Source organism: Streptomyces sp. 351MFTsu5.1 (genome assembly GCF_000383655.1).
In the GTDB taxonomy this organism is placed as follows: Bacteria; Actinomycetota; Actinomycetes; order Streptomycetales; family Streptomycetaceae; genus Streptomyces; species Streptomyces griseorubiginosus.
Window position 1 is genome coordinate 487,922 of the sequence record NZ_KB911779.1, and the last position, 20,448, is coordinate 508,369.

The following is a 20,448-nucleotide window of genomic DNA, read 5'->3' on the forward strand; positions in this document are numbered from 1 at the left end:
GCTCCATTCTCCCAGACGGCCCCGCGCCGGAGAAAACCGCTTTACCCCCCATGGGATACTGACCGTGTCTATCTGATCCCCCGAGGAGAACGGCACCCACTCCCATGGCCCCGGTCACGTCCCTCAGCGACGCCGTCAACCAGCAGCTCACCTCCGCGCTCTCCGCCACCCTGCCGGAGGCCGACGCCGAGCCCCTGCTCCGACGCAGCGACCGGGCGGACTTCCAGGCGAACGGTGTCCTGGCGCTCGCCAAGAAGGCGAAGGCGAACCCCCGGGAGTTGGCGACGCAGGTCGTGTCGCAGGTGGTCGCCGGTGCCGTGATCAAGGACATCGAGGTCTCCGGCCCCGGCTTCCTCAACATCACGCTCACCGACCGGGCGATCACCGAGAACCTGGCCGCGCGGTACGAGGACGGCGACCGTCTCGGCGTACCGGTCAAGGACCGGCCCGGCATCACGGTGATCGACTACGCCCAGCCGAACGTGGCGAAGGAGATGCACGTCGGTCACCTGCGTTCCGCGGTGATCGGCGACGCCCTGCGCGGCATGCTCGACTTCACCGGCGAGAAGACGATCGGCCGGCACCACATCGGCGACTGGGGCACCCAGTTCGGCATGCTCATCCAGTACCTGATCGAGAACCCGGGCGAGCTGGCCCCCGCGGCCGAGGTCGACGGCGAGCAGGCCATGTCGAACCTGAACCGGGTGTACAAGGCGTCGCGCGTGGTCTTCGACTCCGACGAGGAGTTCAAGGAGCGGGCCCGGAAGAGGGTCGTCGCGCTCCAGTCCGGCGACAAGGAGACCCTGGAGCTCTGGCAGCAGTTCGTGGACGAGTCGAAGGTCTACTTCTACTCGGTCTTCGAGAAGCTGGACATGGAGATCCGGGACGAGGAGATCGTCGGCGAGTCGGCGTACAACGACGGCATGCCGGAGACCGCCCGCCTCCTGGAGGAGATGGGTGTCGCGGAGCGCTCCGAGGGCGCGCTCGTCGTCTTCTTCGACGACATCCGCGGCAAGGACGACCAGCGGGTCCCGCTGATCGTGCAGAAGGCGGACGGCGGCTTCGGCTACGCGGCGAGCGACCTGACGGCGATCCGGAACCGGGTCACCGACCTGCACGCGACCTCGCTCCTGTACGTCGTCGACGTCCGGCAGTCCCTGCACTTCAGGATGGTCTTCGAGACGGCCCGCCGCGCCGGCTGGCTGACCGACGAGGTCACCGCGCACAACATGGGCTACGGCACGGTCCTGGGCGCGGACGGCAAGCCGTTCAAGACCCGCGAGGGCGAGACGGTGAAGCTGGAGGATCTGCTGGACGAGGCGGTGCAGCGGGCCGCCGAGGTCGTCCGGGAGAAGGCCCAGGACCTCACCGAGGACGAGATCCAGGAGCGGGCCGCGCAGGTCGGCATCGGCGCGGTGAAGTACGCGGACCTGTCGACGTCCCCCAACCGGGACTACAAGTTCGACCTGGACCAGATGGTCTCGCTGAACGGCGACACCTCCGTGTACCTCCAGTACGCGTACGCCCGTATCCAGTCGATCCTGCGCAAGGCGGGAGACGTACGGCCGTCCGCGCACCCGGAGCTCGAACTGGCCGACGCGGAGCGGGCGCTGGGCCTGCACCTGGACGCGTTCGGCAGCACGGTCTTCGAGGCGGCTGCGGAGTACGCCCCGCACAAGCTGGCGGCGTACCTGTACCAACTGGCGTCCCTGTACACGTCGTTCTACGACAAGTGCCCGGTCCTGAAGGCCGACACCCCGGCCCAGGTGGAGAACCGCCTGTTCCTCTGCGACCTGACGGCCCGCACCCTCCACCAGGGCATGGCCCTGCTGGGCATCAGGACGCCCGAGCGCCTCTGACGCGGCATGGGTTCAGCGCACCTCCGGCTTCCGGTAGCTCCTTCGAGGAACCGGAAGCCGGTTCAGCGTCATGATCCTGTACAGCAGGTTGTGCTGCTCGGCCTGGAGACTCTCGATATGCCGGTCGACCTGCTCGCGGTCATAGCCTCTGCGGACGAGTTCGAACGGCGGCAGGTCGCTCTTGGGGCGCTCCTTCCGCGGGGCGGCGAGTTCCCGCTGGGCTGAGGCGGCGACGTCATCGAGTTCCTGCAGGACATCGCGCAGTACGGCCTCGCGTTGCTCCTCGGACGAGCGCGCCGAGGTCCGCGCCCTGAGCCTGCTCTCGACGAACTTCCCTTCCAGCGCGGCCAGCTCGTCCCGGCGCCGGACGCGCGCCTTGCCCAGCTCGCGGAGGCGCTCGTCCACCTGCGTGCGGTCGTAACCGCGCCGCACCAGCTCGAACCCACCGAACCGCTCGGGGTGGGGAAGGGGGCCCGCGTCCCCCTCCCCCGTGTCCCGCCGGACGGCTCGCTCGACGGCCGCCTTCACAAAGATCTCGAACTGTGCGTCGGTCAATGGGACCGGGTCTGCCCGGTCAGGCGCAGTGGTCCCGGTGCTGTCCCATGCCTGCGCGACGATGCTCCGGGCCTCCGCGCGGGCGGCGGCCCGGGTCCGCTCGGCCTCGGCGCGTGCCTCCTCCATCAGGTGCCGGGCCTGGGCCTCGGCGCGGATCCGCGAGCGTTCCGTCGACTCCGCGACGGCTTCGGCGGCCTTCAGCCGCTCCGCCGCCTGCTGTTCCGACCGCTCCCACACCTGCCACGCCCTCGTCACCAGCCGCCCGGCGAGGCTTCCCACGGTGCTCAGCCGGGCAGTGGTCAGGATGCTCGGATCGGACAGCGCGACGGCCTGGTCGACGAGGATCGTGCTCAGGACATCGTGGACGGCGGCGGCGTCCTCCGGCCGGTCTCCGGGGTGCTTGGCCAGCAGCTTCAGGACGAGGTCGTCCAGGACCGGCGGCAGCCCCTCGACCCGCGTGCTCGGCGGGGCGGGAGTCTCCTGCTGGTGCTTGACGACGATGGACCACTGGCTGTCGCCGTCGAAGGGCGGTCTGCCGGTCACCGCATGGTAGAGAAGACAGCCCAGGGAGTAGAGGTCGCTGCGATGGTCGATCGTCCCGGTGGTCTCGATCTGCTCGGGAGACATGTACGCCGGGGTGCCGAGCAGGGCTCCGGTGGCGGTGAGCTTGCGGGCGCCTACGGTGTCGCCGAGGAACTTCGCGACCCCGAAGTCCAGGACCTTCACCGTCCCGTCGGGTCTGAGCAGTACGTTCGCCGGCTTGATGTCCCGGTGGACGACACCCTGGCTGTGCGCGGCGTGCAGCGCCTGCGTGATCTGCGCGGCCCATCCGATGGCGAGCGGCCAGAGCGTGGGGACGGGTCCCTTGAGCCGTTTGTCCAGGGACGTCCCGTCGACGAGTTCCATCACGAGGTAGAGGGTCTGGCGGCCACCGTCGAGGACCTCTCCCCAGTCATGGACGGTCACGATGTTCTCGTGGGTGAGGCGTGCGGCCAGCTGGACCTCGCGCTCGAACCGGTCCCGGGCCTCGGCCTCGCCCGCGCCGTACTGCGGATGCACCACCTTGACCGCGACGTCCCGCCGCATGCGCTCGTCCTCGGCCGCCCAGACCTGCCCCATGCCGCCGGAGCCCAGCAGGGCGGTGATCCTGAATCGTCCGGCGAGCACTTCGTTCAGCACCGGTCCCCTCCCCCATAGGCACCACGACCCGCAAGTCCCCTACGAGTATGGCGCGTCAGGCCCCCCCGGACTCACCGGAGCTTCCGTAGGAGCCGCCCGCCGTGCGGCGTAGTCTGCGTGCCTCTTCCTCCATCCGGCCGGCGACCTCTCCGATGCCCGTGCCCTCCTCGAGGCCGCCGGCGCGGAGTTCGGCGGCGAGGCCGGTGAAGTAGTGGGCGGTGGTGAGGAGGTGGTCGTCGACGTCGACCCCGGCGGACGCGGCCCCACCCGGAGGAATGCCGTTGACCTCGTCCAGGACGCAGGTGACCTGGGCAGTGATCTCGTCGCGGACGTCCCGTGTCAGGGCCACCGCCCGCCCCACCTGGGCGAGGATCGAGTGGCAGGAGCGCGCGAGCTGCATCAGGAGCCGGTCGTCGCGGTTGAGGGACGACGGACCCGAGCCGGGCGGGCCCGCGGTGCCTGAGGCGATCCGCGCGCCCGCGAACTGCGGCTCGTAGCGCCGCAGGTCGAACGCGGTCGTCGCACCGAGCGCCGCCCGGAAGCAGGGATGGACCTGGAACTCCGTCTCGTGCGGCTGGACCGGCAGTCCGTCGTCGCCCACGTACACCACGTCGTTGCCGCGCCGCACGCCGAGGAATCCGGTCCCGTACAGCACGTCGATGATCCCGGGGAGCGTCAACGCGTTCGCGTACGCCGGGAAGTCGTGGTGGAGGGTCTCGGCGGCGGCCTCGAACCGTCTGGCCAGCGCGGTGCGGGTGACGACGTACCCGGTGTTCCGGAAGAGCGGGAAGAGGTTCCTGAGGAACGGGTGCGCGACCAGGTACTCCGAGGTCAGGTCCTTGAGCTTCCACTCCGAGAACTGCCGGCCCGCCTGCACCACGTCCGCCTCGGTGATCCGGTCCCGCTCGTGCTCCAGCCAGGCCTTCTCCTGGCACAGGTTGAGGAACTGGATGGCGTCCCGGGGCCGCGGCAGACAGCGCCCGAAGAGATGGCCCGTGATCTCCTCACCGGCCACCGACTCGGGGAACAGCTCCTTCCACAGCCGGTCCCCGGTCAGTTCGTCCCCGACGGACGCCCGCGCCCGCGCCAACGCGAGGTCCCGCAGAGCCTGTTCGGTCCAGGCGATGCGCAGTTCGTCGCCGTGGAACTTGTCGCCCTCCCCGAAGGACAGCGAGTCGTAGATGTCGGCGCGCAGGAACAGCAGGAACCGCACGGCCCGCCCGTACAGGCCCGCCGCGTGCTTCGCCGCCAGCAGCAGCCCGATCACCATGGAGTTGCTGTCCGGCTCGGCCGACCACACCTGTTCCAGCTGGTCGACCATGAGCAGCAGCGGCGGGTGTACGGCGCCGTCGCAGCCCAGGTCGCCGAAGGCCCGCGCCACGCCCTGCTCGACGATCTCCAACTGCCGTGCCGCGCGGGCCCCTTCGGACGGCGACTGGGCGAGGTCCACGCTCGCCTTGACCCCGAACGCCTCCAGGGACAGCGAGCTCTGCAGCCCACGGGCGGCCTGCGCCAGACGCTCCACGAGCCGGCCGCCCCCACCCGGCGCCTCGCCGTTCTGCTTGAGGAACCGCGCGAGCGCCTTCACCGCGTCGGCCTTGTGGCCGCCGTCATGAGCGCCCTTGGCATGGTCCACGAGATGCCTGGCGGCGTGTACGGCGAACACGTACCGCCAGATCAACGCCTTGGCGGAGTCCCCTGGCAGCCCCTGGAGCTCGAACCGCCGGATCTCCTCTCCCGCCGCCTCGTCGGGGGTGACCAGCACCTTGCCGCCCCGGTGCCCACCTTCGCCGTCGGACATGAGCTGCATGCAGATGGCGCTCTTCCCGGACCCCTTGCGCCCGATGATCAGCATCTTGCGCCCGCTGAGCGCGCCCCGGTAAGCGGCGTTCGGCAGAAAGCCGCCTCGCAGCAACAGCCCCTCGGTCACATCCCGTTCGGCGTCCTCACGCCCGAAGTGGAGCTGCGCGAGCCCCGGCCCGTCGGCCATCCCGTCCCCCTAGGTCGTACTGATCCCCAAGGTAGCGGGCTGCACCGACAGACGGGCTACGCCAACGCGAACTCGCACCACACCGCCTTGCCCAACTCCCGCTCCCGCACCCCCCACTTGTCGCTCAGTGCCGACACCAGCAGCAGGCCCCGGCCGCCCTCGTCGCCGTCGTACACGACCCGAGGGACACCGGGGCCGCTGTCGTGCACCTCGACGACCACCGCGTGCCCCTCGTGACGCAGGAACAGCCGCAGCTGCCGTCCGGGCGGTACGCCGTGCAGCAGCGCGTTGGTGACGAGTTCGCTCACGCAGAGCAGCACGTCGTCGGTTCTCGGTGTCTCGGCGAGCCCCCAGCCGGCCAGGGTCTCGGCCGTGAACCGGCGTGCGGCCTGGGCGGATCGGCGTTCACGGCGGAAGAACCGCTCACGCAGAGGCGGTAGTCGGGTCGTCTCGTTCACGGGACGAGAGTTGCGGAGAGTGACTACCGTGGATCACTCGGTGAAGCCGTACAGATTTTTTGTACGGGCTCTTACCCGGTGACGTACGCGTGCCAAGGGGGATGGACCATCTCATGAGCGCCAGGAAGCCGCGACCGAAGAACCTCACGTCCCTGAAGATGCTGGGCAAGCAACTCGGCACCGCGCGTCGGGCCGCGGGCCACACCCAGATCGCCCTCGCCGGCCTGGTCCGCGTGGACGAGGAGACGATCGCGTCGATCGAGCAGGGCAGAAGGACACTCAAACCGGACCTGGCCGCGCTGCTCGACGAAGTCCTGGAGACGAAGGGGATGTTGGCGGCGGGGGTGGCCAACCTGCCGGACATCGACCAGTTCCCGATGTGGGCGGAGCTGTATGTGGAGCACGAGCGCGAGGCCATCGCCCTGTCCTGGTACGACGCCCTGGTGGTGCCCGGTCTGCTGCAAACCGAGCCGTACGCACGCGCGTTGCTGAGCGGACGGGTCCCGGCCTACGACTCCGACGAACTGGAGACGAAGGTCGCCGCGCGCGTGGGCCGACGGGAGATCCTTGAGCGCAGGGTGCCACCCACGCTGAGCTTCGTGGTCTGGGAGCCCGCGCTCCTCATGCCCACAGGCGGTCGCGAGACGCATCTGGACCAACTGCGCTTCCTGCGCGAGTGCTCCGAACTCCCTTGCCTGTCCTTGCAGATCCTGCCGCTGGATCGCCACTCTCACGCCGGGGACGCCGGCCCCTTCACGCTCCTGGAGACTCCCGACCATCAGCACCTCGCGTACACCGAGTCCCAACGCGGCAGCCAGTGGGTTTCCAACGCGGACGAGGTGTCCATCCTGGCGCGCAAATATGCGATGCTGCGGACTCAGGCCCTCACCATTGAGGACTCCAGACGCCTGTTGGACCGTCTGCTAGGAGAGCGATGAGCACGGCACTTCAGTGGTTCAAGTCGACCTACAGCAGCAGTGAGGGCGGCCAGTGTCTCGAAGTGGCTGTCTCCCCCCGGGCCATCCACATCCGCGACTCCAAGCACCCTGAAAAGACCCCCCTCCAGGTCTCCCCCACCACCTGGACCACCTTCACCACCGCCCTCAAGTAACGCCCCGCACCCCGTTGTCAGTGGCTCCCCCTACAGTCACTGGCATGGCGACTCTTCCCAACCCGCTGCCCCGACTCGCGGCAGACCCGAGCGGTCGTTCGCTCGGACTCGGACTCCCTCTGGGGAGGCTGATCGACGAGACCGAAGACGGTCCGTGGCACGAGCCGTTGCTGTGGCATGCCGAGTACGCGGCGTCGTCCGGGGCGTGGACCGCGCTGGGCGGCCGGGCCGCGCGCGTGGGTCTGCTGCCGGTGCTGATAGAGGTCGGTGGCGGCCAGGGCGGGCCGGAGGAGTGGGAGCTGATGCCCGGGAGGATGTCGTACCCCGGGGACCACGACCCGGAGGAGGTCCTGGCGGACTTCTGGGAGGCGTACGCCGGGGACGAACTCGACGACGGCGAGGGGGCGGCCGGGGAGGACGACTGGTCCTGGCCGGGTCTCGCGGAGGCCCCCTCCGCTCTCCCCGTCGACCCCGACCGGCGGGCCGCCGAGACCGCCGACGCCCTTCTCGACGAGGGCTCGTGGTTCAAGGACCCGCGTCTGGCGCTGGTCCCGGCGCGCCGCAGTGCGGACATCCCGGCGGCGATCGGCTGGACGGGCCCGCTGAACCACGAGAACGACGTGGCGCGGCTGTGCGCGGTCCTGCGTTCCTGGGAGGACCGCTTCGGCATACGCGTCATCGCGCTGGACTTCGACCGGCTGGAGGTCTCGGTCGCCGCTCCGCCCAGCACCCAGGAGGCCGCGGAGGCCGTCGCCGCCGAACACTTCGCGTTCTGCCCGGACAACATCCACCAGGGCAGCCACAGCACCTTGGCCGCGTACGCCGAGCACGCCGTGCTCGGTCAGCGGACCTGGTCCTTCTGGTGGGACTGACCCACCTCGGAATCGGCGTCGGGCGCCAACGCGGTCCGCGCCAGACCGCGCAGCCAGACGTGTGCGGGGTCGGTGTCGTAGCGCTGATGCCAGGACAGGTACACCGCGGCCGGCGGCAGGTCGAACGGCAGGGGGAGCAGGCTCAGTCCGAGAACCGCGGCCGCTGAACGCGTCGTCGCCTCGGGGGCGGTGACGAGAAGGTCCGAGCCGCGCACGAACTCGAACGCGGCCCCGTCGGTGGGCACGGCCGCCACCACCCGCCGGGTGAGGCTGAGCCGCGCGAGAGCGTCGTCGAGGGCGTTCCCGAGCCTGCCGCGCCGCGAGACGGTGAGGTGCTCGGCCTCGGCGTACCGCGCGGCGGTGACCGTCCCGACCCGGGTGAGCGGGTGGCCGCGCCGCACGACGATGACGTGCCGGGTCTCGGCGACCTGTTCGGCGCGGATGTCGGGTGCGGTCGGGCGGTTCGCGTTCGCCTCCAGGTCGATCTCGCCGCGCCGCAGCTCGGGGGTGTCGACGCTCGATTCCGCGAGGAACCGCAGACGCACACCCGGCGCCTGCTCCCGTACGGCCGCGAGCAGTGCGGGGCCGCCGAGGGCGACGAGCGATTCGTGCCAGCGGAGCGTGAAGGTGCGTTCGAGCGAAGCGAGGTCGAGTTCACGGCTCGGTGCCAGCACGCCCTGAACCTGCCGCAGCAGCTCGTGCACCTGCCCTCGCACGGCGATCGCGTACGGCGTCGGAGTCATCGTGCGCCCGGTACGCACCAGGATCTGGTCCCCTGTCGTGCGCCGGATCCGGCCGAGGCTTCGACTCATCGCGGGGGCGGTGACGTGCAGGCGCTCGGCGGCTCCGGCCACGCTGCCTTCCTCCAGGAGCGCGTCGAGCGCGGCAAGCAGGTTCAGATCCAGTTGCATGAGAGTCATGCTAGCCGTGCTTTACATGCACTTGCAGTTAATCAACGGCGCTCCTACCTTCGAGATGCGGGCACGGAAACCGAACGCGGTTCCACCTGGTCCGCCTCTTCACCCCTCATCCCCCCCTCCTCCGACGGGAGCACCGCCATGCCCGAATCGACGCGGACCACCGGAATCGCCGCGACTCCCGGCCACCTGTCCGACGCCGACCTGCTCGCGCAGACCGCGATCGCCGTGCGGGAGGCGGGTGCGGTGCTGCGGGAGCGGTTCGGCAACGTGGTCCGCTACCAGACCCGCGACGAGCTGATGGGCGCGCTCGCCGCCAACGACGACGCGGCGCTCGACGTCCTGCGCCCCCGCCTCACCCGGCTGCGCCCGAACGCGCGCCTGGTGGAGGACGAACTCGCGGGCGGGGCGCTGCCCTCCGGCGAGTGGTGGGTCCTGGATCCGGCCGAGGGAAACGTCAACCACCTGCACGCCCTGCCGGAGTGGGCGGTGACCGCCACTCTCGTGCGCGACAACCAGCCGGTGCTCACCGCGGTCCATCTGCCGTTGACCGGTGAGACCTACACCGCTCGCGTCGGCGCGGGCGCCCACCTCGACGGCCGCCCGCTGCACGTGTCCCCGACCACGGACCTCGGCCTGAGCCTCGTGGCCACCAGCCAGGCCAGGCCGGACGAGGACGAGGGCGTCGTGCGGCGCGTCGGCGCCTCGATCACCGCGATGCTCTTCGACGCGCTCGTGGTGCGCACCTCCGTGCCCGCCACCCTGCACCTGCTGAACCTGGCCGCGGGGCGGATCGACGCCTTCTGGCAGTTCGCCGGGGCCCGTGCGGACCTGCTTCCCGGGGCGCTGCTCGTCACCGAGGCCGGCGGGCGGATATCGGACGCCGAGGGCCGCCCCTGGACCCCGCAGAGCGAGAGCTTCCTGGCCGCAACGCCCGGCGTGCACACCGAAGCCGTCACCACGCTCTCCCGTTGACCGACGCCGAAAGGACCCCCTCACCATGACCACGATCGCCGTTCTCGGAAACGGCCACGTCGGCGGCAGCCTCGCCCTGGCCCTCACCCGGGCCGGGCACGAGGTGACCGTGGCGGACCGCTCACCGGGCTCCGCCGCCGACGCCGTCCGGACAGCGCGGATCGTCATCAACGCCACCCCGGGCGCCGGCTCGCTGGAACGGCTCGGGGCGTTGCGCGAGGAACTGCGGGGCAGGATCCTCGTGGACGTCTCCAACGCCACCGTCGACGGCCCGGACGGACTGCCAGCCGACCTGCTCTACCCGGGGTCGAGCCTCGCGGAGCGACTTCAGGAAGCGCTCCCCGGTACCCACGTCGTCAAGACGCTCAACACGATGCTCTACACGGTGATGACCGCGCCCGCCGCGCTCACCCAGGCACCGACCGCCTTCCTCTCCGGCGAGGACCCGGAGGCCAAGCAGGTCGTACGCGGGCTGCTCGCCGACCTCGGCTGGCACCAGGAGTGGATCACGGACCTCGGCGGCATCGGCACCGCGCGGGCCACCGAGGCCGCGATCCTGTTCGTACCGCACGTGATCCGGTCCAGCGGGTTCACGCCCTTCGCCGTCTCGATCACCCGCTGAAGCCTCGATCACCGCTGAAGCACGGTCCACCAGGACGGCCGAGCCCCTACGCCCCGCCCCGCAACCCGGCCCCCAGCCGTCGCAGCCCCTCCCCGATCTCCTCCGGTGTCTGCGTCACGAAGCACAGCCGCAGGGTCGACCGGTCGGGCTCGCCGGCGTAGAAGGGCGCCCCCGGGACGTAGGCCACGTCCCGGGTCACGACCTGCGGCAGCAGTGCGGTGGTGTCGTACGACGACGGCAGGCGCGCCCAGAGGAACATGCCGCCCTCGGGCCGGGTCCAGGTCGAGCCCGGGGGCAGGGCCTCGCCGAGCCCCGCCAGCATGGCGTCCCGGCGCTCGCCGTAGACCCCCGCGACCCGGCGCACATGGGCGTCGAGGTCCCGGTCGGCCAGATAGCGGGCCGCGGCGAGCTGGTTGACGGTCGGGGTGTGCAGGTCGGCGGCCTGCTTGGCGACCGCGCAGGCCCGGCGCAGCTCGCCGGGCGCCCGCAGCCAGCCGAGCCGCAGTCCGGGCGCCATCACCTTGGAGAAGGAGCCGAGCAGCACGACCCGGTCGCGGGCCTCCTCGTGAGCGGCGATCCACGGCACCCGCTCGCCCTCGAAGCGGAGTTCGCCGTAGGGGTCGTCCTCGACGATCCACAGCCCGCACCGCGCGGCCACGGACGCCACGGCGGCCCGGCGTGCGGCGGACATGGTCCGGCCCGTCGGGTTCTGGAACGTGGGCACGGTGTAGAGCAGCTTGGGCCGCTCCCGCAGCACGAGGTCCTCCAGGGCCGCGGGATCGGGCCCTTCCTCGTCGCCCGGCACGGCGACCACCCGGGCGCCCGCGAACCCGAAGGCCTGGAGGGCGGCGAGATAGCAGGGGCTCTCGACGAGGACCGTGTCTCCGGGTTCGATCAGGGCGGTGGCGAGGAGGGAGAGCGCCTGCTGGGAGCCGGTGGTGACGAGGACGTCGTTGGCGCCGGTGGCGAGCCCGCGCACCGACATCCGCTCGGCGAGGGCCGCCCGCAGCACGGGCTCCCCCTCGGTGGTGGAGTACTGGAGGGCCCGTGCGGGCATTTCCTCCAGCACCGCGCGGTAGGCCTCGGCGATCCCCGCCGCGTCGAACAGCTCGGGTGCCGGGAGCCCGCCCGCGAAGTTGATCACCTCGGGGCGGGCGGTGACGGCGAGGATGTCCCGTACGGGCGACCCGCCGACCGCCCGGGCCCGGGCGGCGAGCGGCGGCACGGAAGCGAACGTGGGCACCGTCATGACGGCTCCTTGGGCTGCGGACTGCGACGACAGGGTGCAGCGCAGCCTAGGGAACTAAGTGCCGTCTACAAGCACCTTTCCGCGATACGGACTCCGCCACCCGCACCACCCTCGCTAGGACTTCGTGCCGGTGGCCCCGTAGACGTTGATGTCGGCGTCCGTGACGTCGTTGATGTCGCGGTAGCGGATCTTCTCGATGTCGTCGAGCGCCTCGAAGTCCTCGGGCTCGATGGCGGGCGGCGCGGGCGCCGGGCCGGGGTGCCACCGGTGCACGGGCACGACCCCCGGCTCGTCCAGACGTACCCCCGGTACCTCGGTGAAGAACCGCTCCACCTCCGGCCTGGACCGGAACACGAAGGTGAACCCCCGCTCGGTGTACGTCCGCTGCACGGCGCGCATGGGCTCGGGATGCATCTCGTCGGTGAGATGACTGAGGATGACCCGGCTCCCCGCCGGCAGTGCCTCCACCAGCTCCCGCACGATGGGATAGGCCTGCTCGTCCTCGACGAAGTGCAGCAGGGCGACCAGTCCCAGGGCGATCGGCTGGTCGAAGTCGAGGGTCTTGGCGGCCTGTTCGAGGATCTGCGCGGGGTTCTTGAAGTCGGCGTCGATGTAGTCGGTACGCCCCTCGGGCCCACTGGTGAGCAGGGCCCGCGCGTGGGCCAGCACCACCGGGTCGTTGTCGACGTATACGACCCGCGTCTCGGGCAGGATGCGCTGGGCGATCTGGTGGACGTTCTCGGCGGTGGGCAGCCCGGTGCCGACGTCCAGGAACTGCCGGATCCCGTCCCGCCCGGCCAGCCGGCTCACGGCCCGGCGCATGAAGTCGCGGTTGTGGCGCACATCGAGGTAGCCGCGCGGGTTGGCGGCCAGCGCGGCGGCGGCTGCCGCACGGTCGACGGGGTAGTTGTCCTTGCCGCCGAGGAACACGTCGTAGACGCGGGCCGAGTGCGCCTTGGTCGTGTCGATCCGCCTGGCCATCTCGGCCGGATCCTGGCTCAGCGCGTCACCGGACATGGACGTCTCCCCTGTGAGTAGGTCCTTCAACGGACAACCACCGCGATGGTCAAGAACCTAACTCCCAGGGCGACTTGATGGTGCCCGATGCCCGACATGCCCCGTCCCGCATCCCACGAGGGCCGCTCGGGACACGACATCCGCGCAGGTCAGCCGGGCTCCCCCAAGCTCCCCGTCCCGAATCCCCCACCGGGTCTGGCGCACACCGCACCCGCCCCGCAACCTGATCCCATGCCCACCCGACCCCACATGCACCACGTCCGCACCGCCATGGTTCCGCTGACCCTCCTCGCCCTCCTCACCCTCTCGGGCTGCAAAGACGGCCAGGGCGTGCGCGACGAGGGCCCGGCCAAGGCCGGGCCGGCCGCCGTCGCCCCCGCGGAAAACGCGAAGGCCGCCCGGCACTGACCGGGCGGCCTCGAAGCGGAGTTACGGCATCACACGTGCGCCGGGGCCAGCTTCGGGTTCGGGCCGTACTTGTTGTCACCCGGCTCGCTGTCGAGCACGGAGAAGACGAACAGGGTGATGCCACCGACGAGCGGGACCAGGCCGAAGAGGATCCACCAGCCGCTGCGGCCGGTGTCGTGCAGACGGCGCGCGGTGACGGCGAGGCCGGGCAGCAGGAAGGCGATGTAGGGCAGGATCGGCAGCCACGACTGCTTGCTCACGAGGCCGAGGACCAGGAACACCACGTAGATGATCCCGGCGAACAGCGCGAACATCCAGTACTCCTTGCGGCGCGAACGACCGCTGAAGACCGCGTACTTCTTGAGTGCCTCGATGAACCAGCTCATGGTGGTGTCCCCCCAGGAATCGACATCCGGAACCGTTCCGAATGGATCAGGCCAGGCGCAGAAGATATGAACGATGTCGAGAACTCGTCAATTCGACGGATGTAAGCAGTCCATCAAGACAGGCACCTGTCACATCCCGACAAATCCACCCCGCCAGAAGCCCGATTCGGGACAGATCATACGAAGATCACCGACCGAACAGAACGGCGTTGTCCTGACGTTGGCCGGAACGAGCTCGGCCCGTATCCGGACCGAGCTCGAAACGTTGCCGTGACACGCCGTATCAACGCCCCCGTCAGCGCAGCTTCTGAGCCACCTCGGTCGCCCAGTAGGTGAGGATGTTCCGCGCCCCGGCCCGCTTGATTCCGGTCAGCGACTCCAGGATCGCCCGGTCCCGGTCGATCCAGCCCTTCTCGGCGGCGGCCTCGATCATCGAGTACTCACCCGAGATCTGGTACGCGGCCACCGGCACGTCCACGGCGTCCGCGACCCGCGCGAGGATGTCGAGATAGGGCCCGGCCGGCTTGACCATCACCATGTCGGCGCCCTCCTCCAGATCGAGGGCGAGCTCCCGCAGCGACTCGCGCGCGTTCGCGGGGTCCTGCTGATAGGTCTTGCGGTCACCCTTCAGCGAAGACCCGACGGCCTCACGGAAAGGGCCGTAGAAGGCGGAGGCGTACTTGGCCGTGTACGCGAGGATGGCCACGTCCTCCCGCCCGATCTGATCAAGGGCATCGCGAATGACCCCGATCTGACCGTCCATCATCCCGCTGGGCCCGACCACATGAGCGCCCGCGTCGGCCTGCACCTGAGCCATCTCGGCGTACCGCTCGAGGGTGGCGTCGTTGTCGACCCGGCCCTCGGCGTCCAGCACCCCGCAGTGCCCGTGATCGGTCGTCTCGTCGAGGCACAGGTCGGACATCACGAGCAGCTCGTCACCGACCTCGGCCCGCACGTCCCGGATGGCGACCTGGAGAATCCCGTCAGGGTCGGTCCCGGGCGTCCCGAGGCCGTCCTTCTTCTCCTCCTCGGGCACCCCGAACAGCATGATCCCGGACACCCCGGCGGCCACGGCCTCGACGGCGGCCTTCCTCAGACTGTCCCGGGTGTGCTGCACGACCCCGGGCATGGCCGCGATCGGCACGGGCTCACTGACGCCCTCCCGCACGAACGCCGGAAGGATGAAGTCAGCGGGGTCCAGCCGGGTCTCGGCGACCATGCGCCGCATGACGGGGTTGGTCCGCAGCCGCCGGGGCCGGGCACCGGGAAAGGATCCGTACATCGTCATACCCTCGAGGCTACGCCCGCCCCGTGACCCCCTTTACCGACGTGACGTCGGGAGGCCCAAGGGGGTGCCGGTCAGGCAGTCGGGCGGGTGCGGGTGCGTTGTGGCTCGTCGCGCAGTTCCCCGCGCCCCTGGGGGGTGCAGGCGGCCTGCGCCACGGATTTCAGGGGCGCGGGGAACTGCGCAAAAAACGCCAGCCCCCACGCACCCGCACCCGCCGAACAACCTCAGGTGGTCGACCGCCGACGCCGCGCCCCCGGCCGCCGCTCACTCGGCCGCGTCACCGGATCGCCCGCCTCCACCGCCGCCGCCCGCCGCTTCAGCCCGAAGTCCGCGAGCGCCTCGGCCAGCCGATGCACCGACGGCTCAGGAGCCATCACATCCACCCGCAGCCCATGCTCCTCGGCGGTCTTGGCCGTCGCAGGCCCGATACAGGCGATCACCGTCACGTTGTGCGGCTTCCCCGCGATACCCACCAGGTTCCGCACGGTCGACGACGAAGTGAAGAGCACGGCATCGAACCCGCCCCCCTTGATCGCCTCCCGCGTCTCCGCCGGCGGCGGCGACGCCCGCACGGTCCGGTACGCCGTGACGTCGTCGACCTCCCACCCGAGCTCGATGAGCCCGGCGACCAGCGTCTCCGTGGCGATGTCGGCCCGCGGCAGGAACACCCGGTCGATCGGGTCGAACACCGGGTCGTACGGCGGCCAGTCCTCAAGGAGCCCCGCGGCCGACTGCTCACCGCTCGGCACGAGATCAGGCTTCACACCGAACGCGATCAACGCCTTCGCCGTCTGCTCCCCCACCGCGGCGACCTTGATCCCCGCGAAGGCACGGGCATCGAGCCCGTACTCCTCGAACTTCTCCCGCACCGCCTTCACCGCGTTGACCGAGGTGAACGCGATCCACTCGTAGCGCCCGGTGACGAGCCCCTTGACGGCCCGCTCCATCTGCTGCGGCGTCCGCGGCGGCTCGACGGCGATCGTCGGCACCTCGTGCGGCACGGCCCCGTAGGACCGCAGCTGGTCGGAGAGCGACGCCGCCTGCTCCTTCGTACGCGGTACGAGCACCCGCCACCCGAACAGCGGCTTGGACTCGAACCACGACAACTGCTCGCGCTGAGCCGCGGCGGACCGCTCACCGACCACGGCTATCACCGGCCGCCCGCCCTCGGGCGAGGGCAGCACCTTGGCCTGCTTGAGCGTCTGGGCGATGGTGCCCAGCGTCGCCGTCCAGGTCCGCTGCCGGGTCGTCGTACCGGCGACGGTGACCGTCATCGGGGTGTCGGGCTTGCGCCCGGCCGCGACCAGCTCACCGGCGGCGGCGCCGACGGAGTCCAGGGACGTCGACACGACCACGGTCCCGTCGGACGCCCCCACCTCCGTCCAGCACCGGTCGGAGGCCGTGCGCGCGTCGACGAACCGCACGTCCGCGCCGTGCGCGTCCCGCAGCGGCACGCCGGCGTACGCGGGCACGCCGACGGCCGCGGCGACACCGGGCACGACCTCGAACGGCACGCCCGCGCGGGCGCAGGCCAGCATCTCCTCGGCGGCGTACGCGTCGAGTCCGGGGTCCCCGGACACCGCACGGACGACCCGCCTGCCGCCCCGCGCGGCCTCCATGACAAGATGTGCCGCATCCCGTACAGCGGGGGCAGGGGCGGTTGTTGACGTGCTGTCAACAACTGTCAGTTGGGGCGCGCCCGTGCCCGGAACCGGAGCCGAAGGCGACTCCGTGTCCGTGTTCACGACGGCGACGCCCGACCGAGCGTGGACGCGCACGACGTCGAGCACTTCGTGCCCGGCGACGAGGACGTCCGCGTTCGTGAGCGCCTCCACGGCGCGCAGAGTCAGCAGTCCCGGATCTCCGGGTCCGGCACCGAGGAAGGTGACGTGCCCGTGTTCAGGACCGGCGGGAAGGGTGGTGGGGCTCACTGTGCTCGCTCCCCCATCAGACCGGCCGCGCCCTCGGCAAGCATGCCGGCCGCGAGTTCACGGCCGAGCGCCATTGCTTGGTCGTACGTCTCGGGCACGGGACCGGTGGTGGACAACTGCACCATGCGAGAGCCGTCGGTCGTGCCGACGACGCCCCGCAGGCGCATTTCCTTGACAATCTGCCCGTCGGCCAGAAGGTCGGCCAGCGCGCCCACAGGGGCGGAGCAGCCGGCCTCCAGGGCGGCGAGCAGTGACCGTTCGGCGGTCACGGCGACCCGCGTGAACGGGTCGTCGAGCTCGCCGAGCGCTGCGATCAGGTCCGCGTTGTCCGCGGTGCACTCGATCGCGAGTGCTCCCTGGCCGGGAGCGGGCAAAACTGTGTCGACCGAGAGGAAATCGGTCACTTCGTCGATACGGCCGATGCGCTGCAAGCCCGCCGCGGCGAGCACCACCGCATCAAGCTCACCATCGCTCACGAACCGCACCCGGGTGTCGATGTTCCCCCGGATCGCAACCGTCTCGATATCAAGCCCGTGCGCGCGGGCGTACGCGTTCAGCTGGGCCATGCGCCGGGGCGAGCCGGTGCCGATGCGCGCGCCTCGGGGCAGGTCGGTGAACTTCAGCTCGTCCCGGGCGACGATGACGTCCCGCGGGTCCTCGCGCGGCGGTACGGCGGCCAGCGCCAGCTCGTCCGGCTGCCCGGTCGGCAGGTCCTTCAGCGAGTGCACCGCGAGGTCGACCTCGCCCTTGAGCAGGGCTTCGCGCAGCGCGGTCACGAACACGCCCGTGCCGCCGATCTGCGCGAGCGCCTCCCTGGACACATCGCCGTACGTGGTGATCTCGACGAGCTCGACGGGCCGCCCGGTCACCTGGCTCACGGCCTTGGCGACCTGCCCGGACTGGGCCATGGCGAGTTTGCTCCGCCTGGTCCCGAGCCGTAGCGCCTTGGTACTCATGCCGACCCTCGGCCTTCCTCATCGGTGGTGCTGTCCTCGGCGCGGGAGACGGCGGCCACCGTCTCGGGGTCGAGGTCGAACAGGGTTCGCAGCGCGTCCGCGTACCCGGCACCACCGGGCTCGGCCGCGAGTTGCTTGACCCGTACGGTCGGCGCGTGCAGCAGCTTGTCGACGACGCGCCGCACGGTCTGCGTGATCTCGCTGCGCTGCTTGTCGTCGAGGCCGGGCAGCCTCCCGTCGAGCCGCGCGATCTCACCGGCGACGACATCGGCGGCCATGGTCCGCAGCGCGACGACGGTCGGCGTGATGTGCGCGGCCCGCAGCGCGGCCCCGAACGCGGCGACCTCGTCGGCGACGATACGGCGGACCTGGTCGACGTCGGCCGCCATGGGAGCGTCGGCCGAGGCCTCGGCGAGCGACTCGATGTCGACGAGCCGCACGCCGGTGAGGCGGTGCACGGCGGCGTCGATGTCCCGGGGCATGGCGAGGTCGAGCAGGAAGAGCGAGGGAACGGGCCGCGGGATCTCGGCGACGGGCTCCGGCTTGCGCCGCTCGGGCACCCGCCCGATGACGGCGGCGGTGGCGGCGAGCGCGGCGATGGCGTCGGCCTCCGCGAGCGGATCGACGAGAGCGACGGCCCCCTGCGGCCTCGGGGCGTTGTCCACCCAGGCGGCATGCTGCTCCAGCTCGGAAGCAGCCATCCCGGCAACAGCGGCCTCACCGAGCACGGAGAACCCGGGGGTGGCCTGGATGGGGGCCAGGTCAAGGGGACAGTTCTCTTCGGCCGCGGAGCCTGCGGGCAGTCGTGCCGCTGGGGCGGCTCCCGACCCGAAGCGGGGCGGCACCTCGCCGGCGCCGGGCTGTGTGTCCAGCCCCCGGCCGGCAGCAACAGCCTCAGCCGTCAGAACAAGGCCCGTCGCCCCCGTACAGGACACCACGACATCGGCACGTGTCAGCTCGTCCGGCACCGAATCCATCGGTACCGCACGGGCAACCACGTCCGAGTCGGCCGAGTCGTTGAGGATCTCCGCCAGCCGCTCGGCCCGCTCAGCCGTACGGTTGGCGATCACGACCTCGGAAACGCCGACCCGCGCAAGCGTCGCCGCAGCCAGCGAGGACATCGACCCGGCCCCGATGACCAGCGCCTTCTTACCAAGAGCCCAGTCCTGCACGGCCGTACCGGAAGCAAGCTGCTCCAGTCCGAACGTGACCAGCGACTGCCCGGCCCGGTCGATCCCGGTCTCGGAGTGCGCCCGCTTGCCGACCCGCAGGGCCTGCTGGAAGAGGTCGTTCAGCAGCCGGCCGGCGGTGTGCAGCTCCTGCGCCCGGGCCAGGGAGTCCTTTATCTGCCCGAGGATCTGCCCCTCCCCGACGACCATGGAGTCGAGCCCGCAGGCCACGGAGAACAGGTGGTGGACCGCCCGGTCCTCGTAGTGCACGTACAGATAGGGAGTGAGCTCGTCGAGCCCCACCCCGCTGTGCTGGGCGAGCAGCGTGGACAGTTCGGCCACACCCGCGTGGAACTTGTCCACGTCGGCGTACAGCTCGATCCGGTTGCAGGTGGCGAGCACCGCGGCCTCGGTGGCCGGCTCCGCGGCGACCGTGTCCTGGAGCAACTTCACCTGCGCATCGGCATGCAGGGCCGCCCGCTCGAGCACGCTGACCGGTGCGCTGCGGTGGCTCAGTCCGACGACGAGGAGACTCATGCCGGCATCACGGCGGGTACGTCCCCGTCAGGCCCTTGGTCGGATGCGGAGGCGGCAGCGGATGCGGGGGCGGACGCACCGCGGCCCGCCGCGGCGACCGGACCCGCTCCGTCGGACGAGCCCGCGGCGGCCTCCTCGCCGGCCTTCCGCTGCTCGTGGAAGGCGAGGATCTGCAACTCGATGGAGAGGTCGACCTTGCGCACGTCCACGCCGTCCGGCACGGACAGCACGGTCGGCGCGAAGTTCAGGATGGAGGTGACCCCGGCGGCCACGAGCCGGTCGCAGACGGGCTGGGCGGCACCGGCGGGGGTCGCGATGACACCGATGGACACGCCGTTGTCCTCGATGATCTTTTCCAGGTCGTCCGAGTGCTGCACCGGGATGCCCGCGACGGGCTTGCCGGCCATCGCCGGATCGGCGTCGATCAGCGCCGCCACACGGAATCCACGGGACGCGAAGCCGCCGTAGTTGGCGAGCGCGGCACCGAGATTACCGATACCGACGATCACAACCGGCCAGTCCTGGGTCAGGCCGAGTTCGCGGGAGATCTGGTAGACGAGATACTCGACGTCGTAGCCGACACCGCGCGTTCCGTAAGAACCCAGGTAAGAGAAATCCTTGCGCAGCTTCGCGGAGTTGACCCCCGCGGCCGCGGCCAGTTCCTCGGAGGAGACCGTGGGTACCGAGCGCTCCGACAGTGCGGTCAGCGCGCGGAGGTACAGCGGAAGCCTGGCGACGGTGGCCTCGGGAATCCCTCGGCTACGGGTCGCCGGTCGGTGAGTTCGGCCAGTTGCCACGGTGCTCCTGCGGGTAGAGCGGGGCTGTGGGCGGTCATGCGTCCCCGGACCGCCCCGTCGAATGCAGGCTATGTCTTTGTGAACGCGTGCACAAAGATGGTGTCCGATTTGCCCGGCCAACGTGACCGGGGTCACGCGCGTCTCTCTCGGAGGCAAAACCGCACACTTCCCT

Annotated in this window: 19 protein-coding genes; 7 read left to right on the top strand and 12 right to left on the bottom strand. The window is 70.8% G+C overall.

Annotated features, from left to right (window positions below; genetic code table 11):
- Positions 1 to 104: 104 nt before the first annotated feature.
- Complete coding sequence (gene argS / locus H295_RS0114315) at positions 105 to 1,859, top strand: arginine--tRNA ligase (protein WP_020136022.1); 1,755 nt, start codon at positions 105 to 107, stop codon at positions 1,857 to 1,859.
- 12 nt (positions 1,860 to 1,871) lie between these two features.
- Here the strand turns inward: argS and H295_RS45430 are convergent, their stop codons facing one another.
- Genes H295_RS45430 through H295_RS0114330 form a run of 3 tightly spaced genes read right to left on the bottom strand, consistent with a single transcriptional unit; the run spans position 1,872 to position 6,041 of the window.
- Entirely contained in the window at positions 1,872 to 3,593 is a 1,722-nt protein-coding gene (locus H295_RS45430) for a serine/threonine-protein kinase (RefSeq protein ID WP_020136023.1), read from the bottom strand.
- Positions 3,594 to 3,648: 55 nt separating this feature from the next.
- Positions 3,649 to 5,583, bottom strand: coding sequence for a P-loop ATPase, Sll1717 family (locus tag H295_RS0114325; protein ID WP_020136024.1), 1,935 nt, complete (start codon positions 5,581 to 5,583; stop codon positions 3,649 to 3,651).
- Between the two features lie 56 nt (positions 5,584 to 5,639).
- The gene (locus H295_RS0114330; protein ID WP_020136025.1) at positions 5,640 to 6,041 is read right to left on the bottom strand and encodes an ATP-binding protein; all 402 of its coding nucleotides are present in this window, start codon (positions 6,039 to 6,041) and stop codon (positions 5,640 to 5,642) included.
- A gap of 113 nt (positions 6,042 to 6,154) precedes the next feature.
- On the opposite strand from H295_RS0114330, the gene H295_RS0114335 reads away from it, so the two are divergent.
- From H295_RS0114335 to H295_RS0114345, 3 genes are read left to right on the top strand one after another with little or no spacing between them, the layout of a single operon-like run.
- On the top strand, positions 6,155 to 6,979 hold the full coding sequence (locus tag H295_RS0114335) for a helix-turn-helix domain-containing protein (RefSeq protein ID WP_020136026.1): 825 nt from the start codon (positions 6,155 to 6,157) through the stop codon (positions 6,977 to 6,979).
- Positions 6,976 to 7,152 carry a DUF397 domain-containing protein gene (locus tag H295_RS0114340; protein ID WP_020136027.1) on the top strand — a complete coding sequence of 59 codons (177 nt, stop codon included), beginning with the start codon at positions 6,976 to 6,978 and terminating at the stop codon, positions 7,150 to 7,152. Before H295_RS0114335 ends, H295_RS0114340 begins: the two co-directional genes overlap by 4 nt.
- Before the next feature lie 44 nt (positions 7,153 to 7,196).
- A complete protein-coding gene (locus H295_RS0114345) occupies positions 7,197 to 8,024 on the top strand; it encodes a DUF4253 domain-containing protein (protein ID WP_028809348.1) in 828 nt (275 codons plus the stop codon).
- Here H295_RS0114345 and H295_RS0114350 read toward each other — a convergent pair.
- A complete protein-coding gene (locus H295_RS0114350; RefSeq protein WP_020136029.1) occupies positions 7,994 to 8,935 on the bottom strand; it encodes a LysR family transcriptional regulator in 942 nt (313 codons plus the stop codon). The genes H295_RS0114345 and H295_RS0114350 overlap by 31 nt on opposite strands.
- Positions 8,936 to 9,082: 147 nt before the next feature.
- Between H295_RS0114350 and H295_RS0114355 the strand changes: the two genes are divergently transcribed.
- Complete coding sequence (locus tag H295_RS0114355; protein WP_020136030.1) at positions 9,083 to 9,916, top strand: inositol monophosphatase family protein; 834 nt, start codon at positions 9,083 to 9,085, stop codon at positions 9,914 to 9,916.
- 25 nt (positions 9,917 to 9,941) lie between these two features.
- Positions 9,942 to 10,538, top strand: coding sequence for an NADPH-dependent F420 reductase (locus H295_RS0114360; protein WP_020136031.1), 597 nt, complete (start codon positions 9,942 to 9,944; stop codon positions 10,536 to 10,538).
- Between the two features lie 46 nt (positions 10,539 to 10,584).
- Here the strand turns inward: H295_RS0114360 and H295_RS0114365 are convergent, their stop codons facing one another.
- Both H295_RS0114365 and H295_RS0114370 read right to left on the bottom strand, forming a co-directional pair.
- Positions 10,585 to 11,787, bottom strand: a complete 1,203-nt coding sequence (locus H295_RS0114365) for a PLP-dependent aminotransferase family protein (RefSeq protein ID WP_020136032.1) — start codon at positions 11,785 to 11,787, stop codon at positions 10,585 to 10,587.
- Between the two features lie 114 nt (positions 11,788 to 11,901).
- Complete coding sequence (locus tag H295_RS0114370) at positions 11,902 to 12,804, bottom strand: SAM-dependent methyltransferase (protein ID WP_020136033.1); 903 nt, start codon at positions 12,802 to 12,804, stop codon at positions 11,902 to 11,904.
- A 231-nt stretch (positions 12,805 to 13,035) separates the two neighbouring features.
- Between H295_RS0114370 and H295_RS47515 the strand changes: the two genes are divergently transcribed.
- A complete protein-coding gene (locus tag H295_RS47515) occupies positions 13,036 to 13,212 on the top strand; it encodes a hypothetical protein (protein WP_199788585.1) in 177 nt (58 codons plus the stop codon).
- 29 nt (positions 13,213 to 13,241) lie between these two features.
- Here the strand turns inward: H295_RS47515 and H295_RS0114380 are convergent, their stop codons facing one another.
- From H295_RS0114380 to H295_RS0114405, 6 genes are all read right to left on the bottom strand, one after another.
- Positions 13,242 to 13,598, bottom strand: coding sequence for a DUF805 domain-containing protein (locus H295_RS0114380; protein WP_020136035.1), 357 nt, complete (start codon positions 13,596 to 13,598; stop codon positions 13,242 to 13,244).
- Positions 13,599 to 13,893: 295 nt separating this feature from the next.
- Positions 13,894 to 14,886 (bottom strand): porphobilinogen synthase, encoded by a 993-nt coding sequence (hemB, locus tag H295_RS0114385; protein ID WP_020136036.1) that lies wholly within the window; start codon positions 14,884 to 14,886, stop codon positions 13,894 to 13,896.
- 224 nt (positions 14,887 to 15,110) lie between these two features.
- Positions 15,111 to 16,817 (bottom strand): uroporphyrinogen-III synthase, encoded by a 1,707-nt coding sequence (locus H295_RS0114390; protein ID WP_043217452.1) that lies wholly within the window; start codon positions 16,815 to 16,817, stop codon positions 15,111 to 15,113.
- Entirely contained in the window at positions 16,814 to 17,773 is a 960-nt protein-coding gene (gene hemC / locus H295_RS0114395) for a hydroxymethylbilane synthase (RefSeq protein WP_028809349.1), read from the bottom strand. Before hemC ends, H295_RS0114390 begins: the two co-directional genes overlap by 4 nt.
- Positions 17,770 to 19,479, bottom strand: a complete 1,710-nt coding sequence (locus H295_RS0114400) for a glutamyl-tRNA reductase (protein ID WP_020136039.1) — start codon at positions 19,477 to 19,479, stop codon at positions 17,770 to 17,772. The genes hemC and H295_RS0114400 overlap by 4 nt, the downstream gene beginning before the upstream one ends.
- On the bottom strand, positions 19,476 to 20,276 hold the full coding sequence (locus H295_RS0114405) for a redox-sensing transcriptional repressor Rex (protein ID WP_020136040.1): 801 nt from the start codon (positions 20,274 to 20,276) through the stop codon (positions 19,476 to 19,478). Before H295_RS0114405 ends, H295_RS0114400 begins: the two co-directional genes overlap by 4 nt.
- Between the last annotated feature and the right edge of the window lie 172 nt (positions 20,277 to 20,448).

Coding starts and splice junctions, on each gene's coding strand:
- argS (WP_020136022.1), top strand. CDS start 105: ATGGCCCCGGTCACGTCCCTCAGCGACGCCGTCAACCAGCAGCTCACC.
- H295_RS0114345 (WP_028809348.1), top strand. CDS start 7,197: ATGGCGACTCTTCCCAACCCGCTGCCCCGACTCGCGGCAGACCCGAGC.
- H295_RS0114325 (WP_020136024.1), bottom strand. CDS start 5,583: ATGGCCGACGGGCCGGGGCTCGCGCAGCTCCACTTCGGGCGTGAGGAC.
- H295_RS0114340 (WP_020136027.1), top strand. CDS start 6,976: ATGAGCACGGCACTTCAGTGGTTCAAGTCGACCTACAGCAGCAGTGAG.
- H295_RS0114370 (WP_020136033.1), bottom strand. CDS start 12,804: ATGTCCGGTGACGCGCTGAGCCAGGATCCGGCCGAGATGGCCAGGCGG.
- hemC (WP_028809349.1), bottom strand. CDS start 17,773: ATGAGTACCAAGGCGCTACGGCTCGGGACCAGGCGGAGCAAACTCGCC.
- H295_RS0114380 (WP_020136035.1), bottom strand. CDS start 13,598: ATGAGCTGGTTCATCGAGGCACTCAAGAAGTACGCGGTCTTCAGCGGT.
- H295_RS0114400 (WP_020136039.1), bottom strand. CDS start 19,479: ATGAGTCTCCTCGTCGTCGGACTGAGCCACCGCAGCGCACCGGTCAGC.
- H295_RS0114335 (WP_020136026.1), top strand. CDS start 6,155: ATGAGCGCCAGGAAGCCGCGACCGAAGAACCTCACGTCCCTGAAGATG.
- H295_RS0114360 (WP_020136031.1), top strand. CDS start 9,942: ATGACCACGATCGCCGTTCTCGGAAACGGCCACGTCGGCGGCAGCCTC.
- H295_RS47515 (WP_199788585.1), top strand. CDS start 13,036: ATGCCCACCCGACCCCACATGCACCACGTCCGCACCGCCATGGTTCCG.
- hemB (WP_020136036.1), bottom strand. CDS start 14,886: ATGACGATGTACGGATCCTTTCCCGGTGCCCGGCCCCGGCGGCTGCGG.
- H295_RS0114350 (WP_020136029.1), bottom strand. CDS start 8,935: ATGCAACTGGATCTGAACCTGCTTGCCGCGCTCGACGCGCTCCTGGAG.
- H295_RS0114355 (WP_020136030.1), top strand. CDS start 9,083: ATGCCCGAATCGACGCGGACCACCGGAATCGCCGCGACTCCCGGCCAC.
- H295_RS0114365 (WP_020136032.1), bottom strand. CDS start 11,787: ATGACGGTGCCCACGTTCGCTTCCGTGCCGCCGCTCGCCGCCCGGGCC.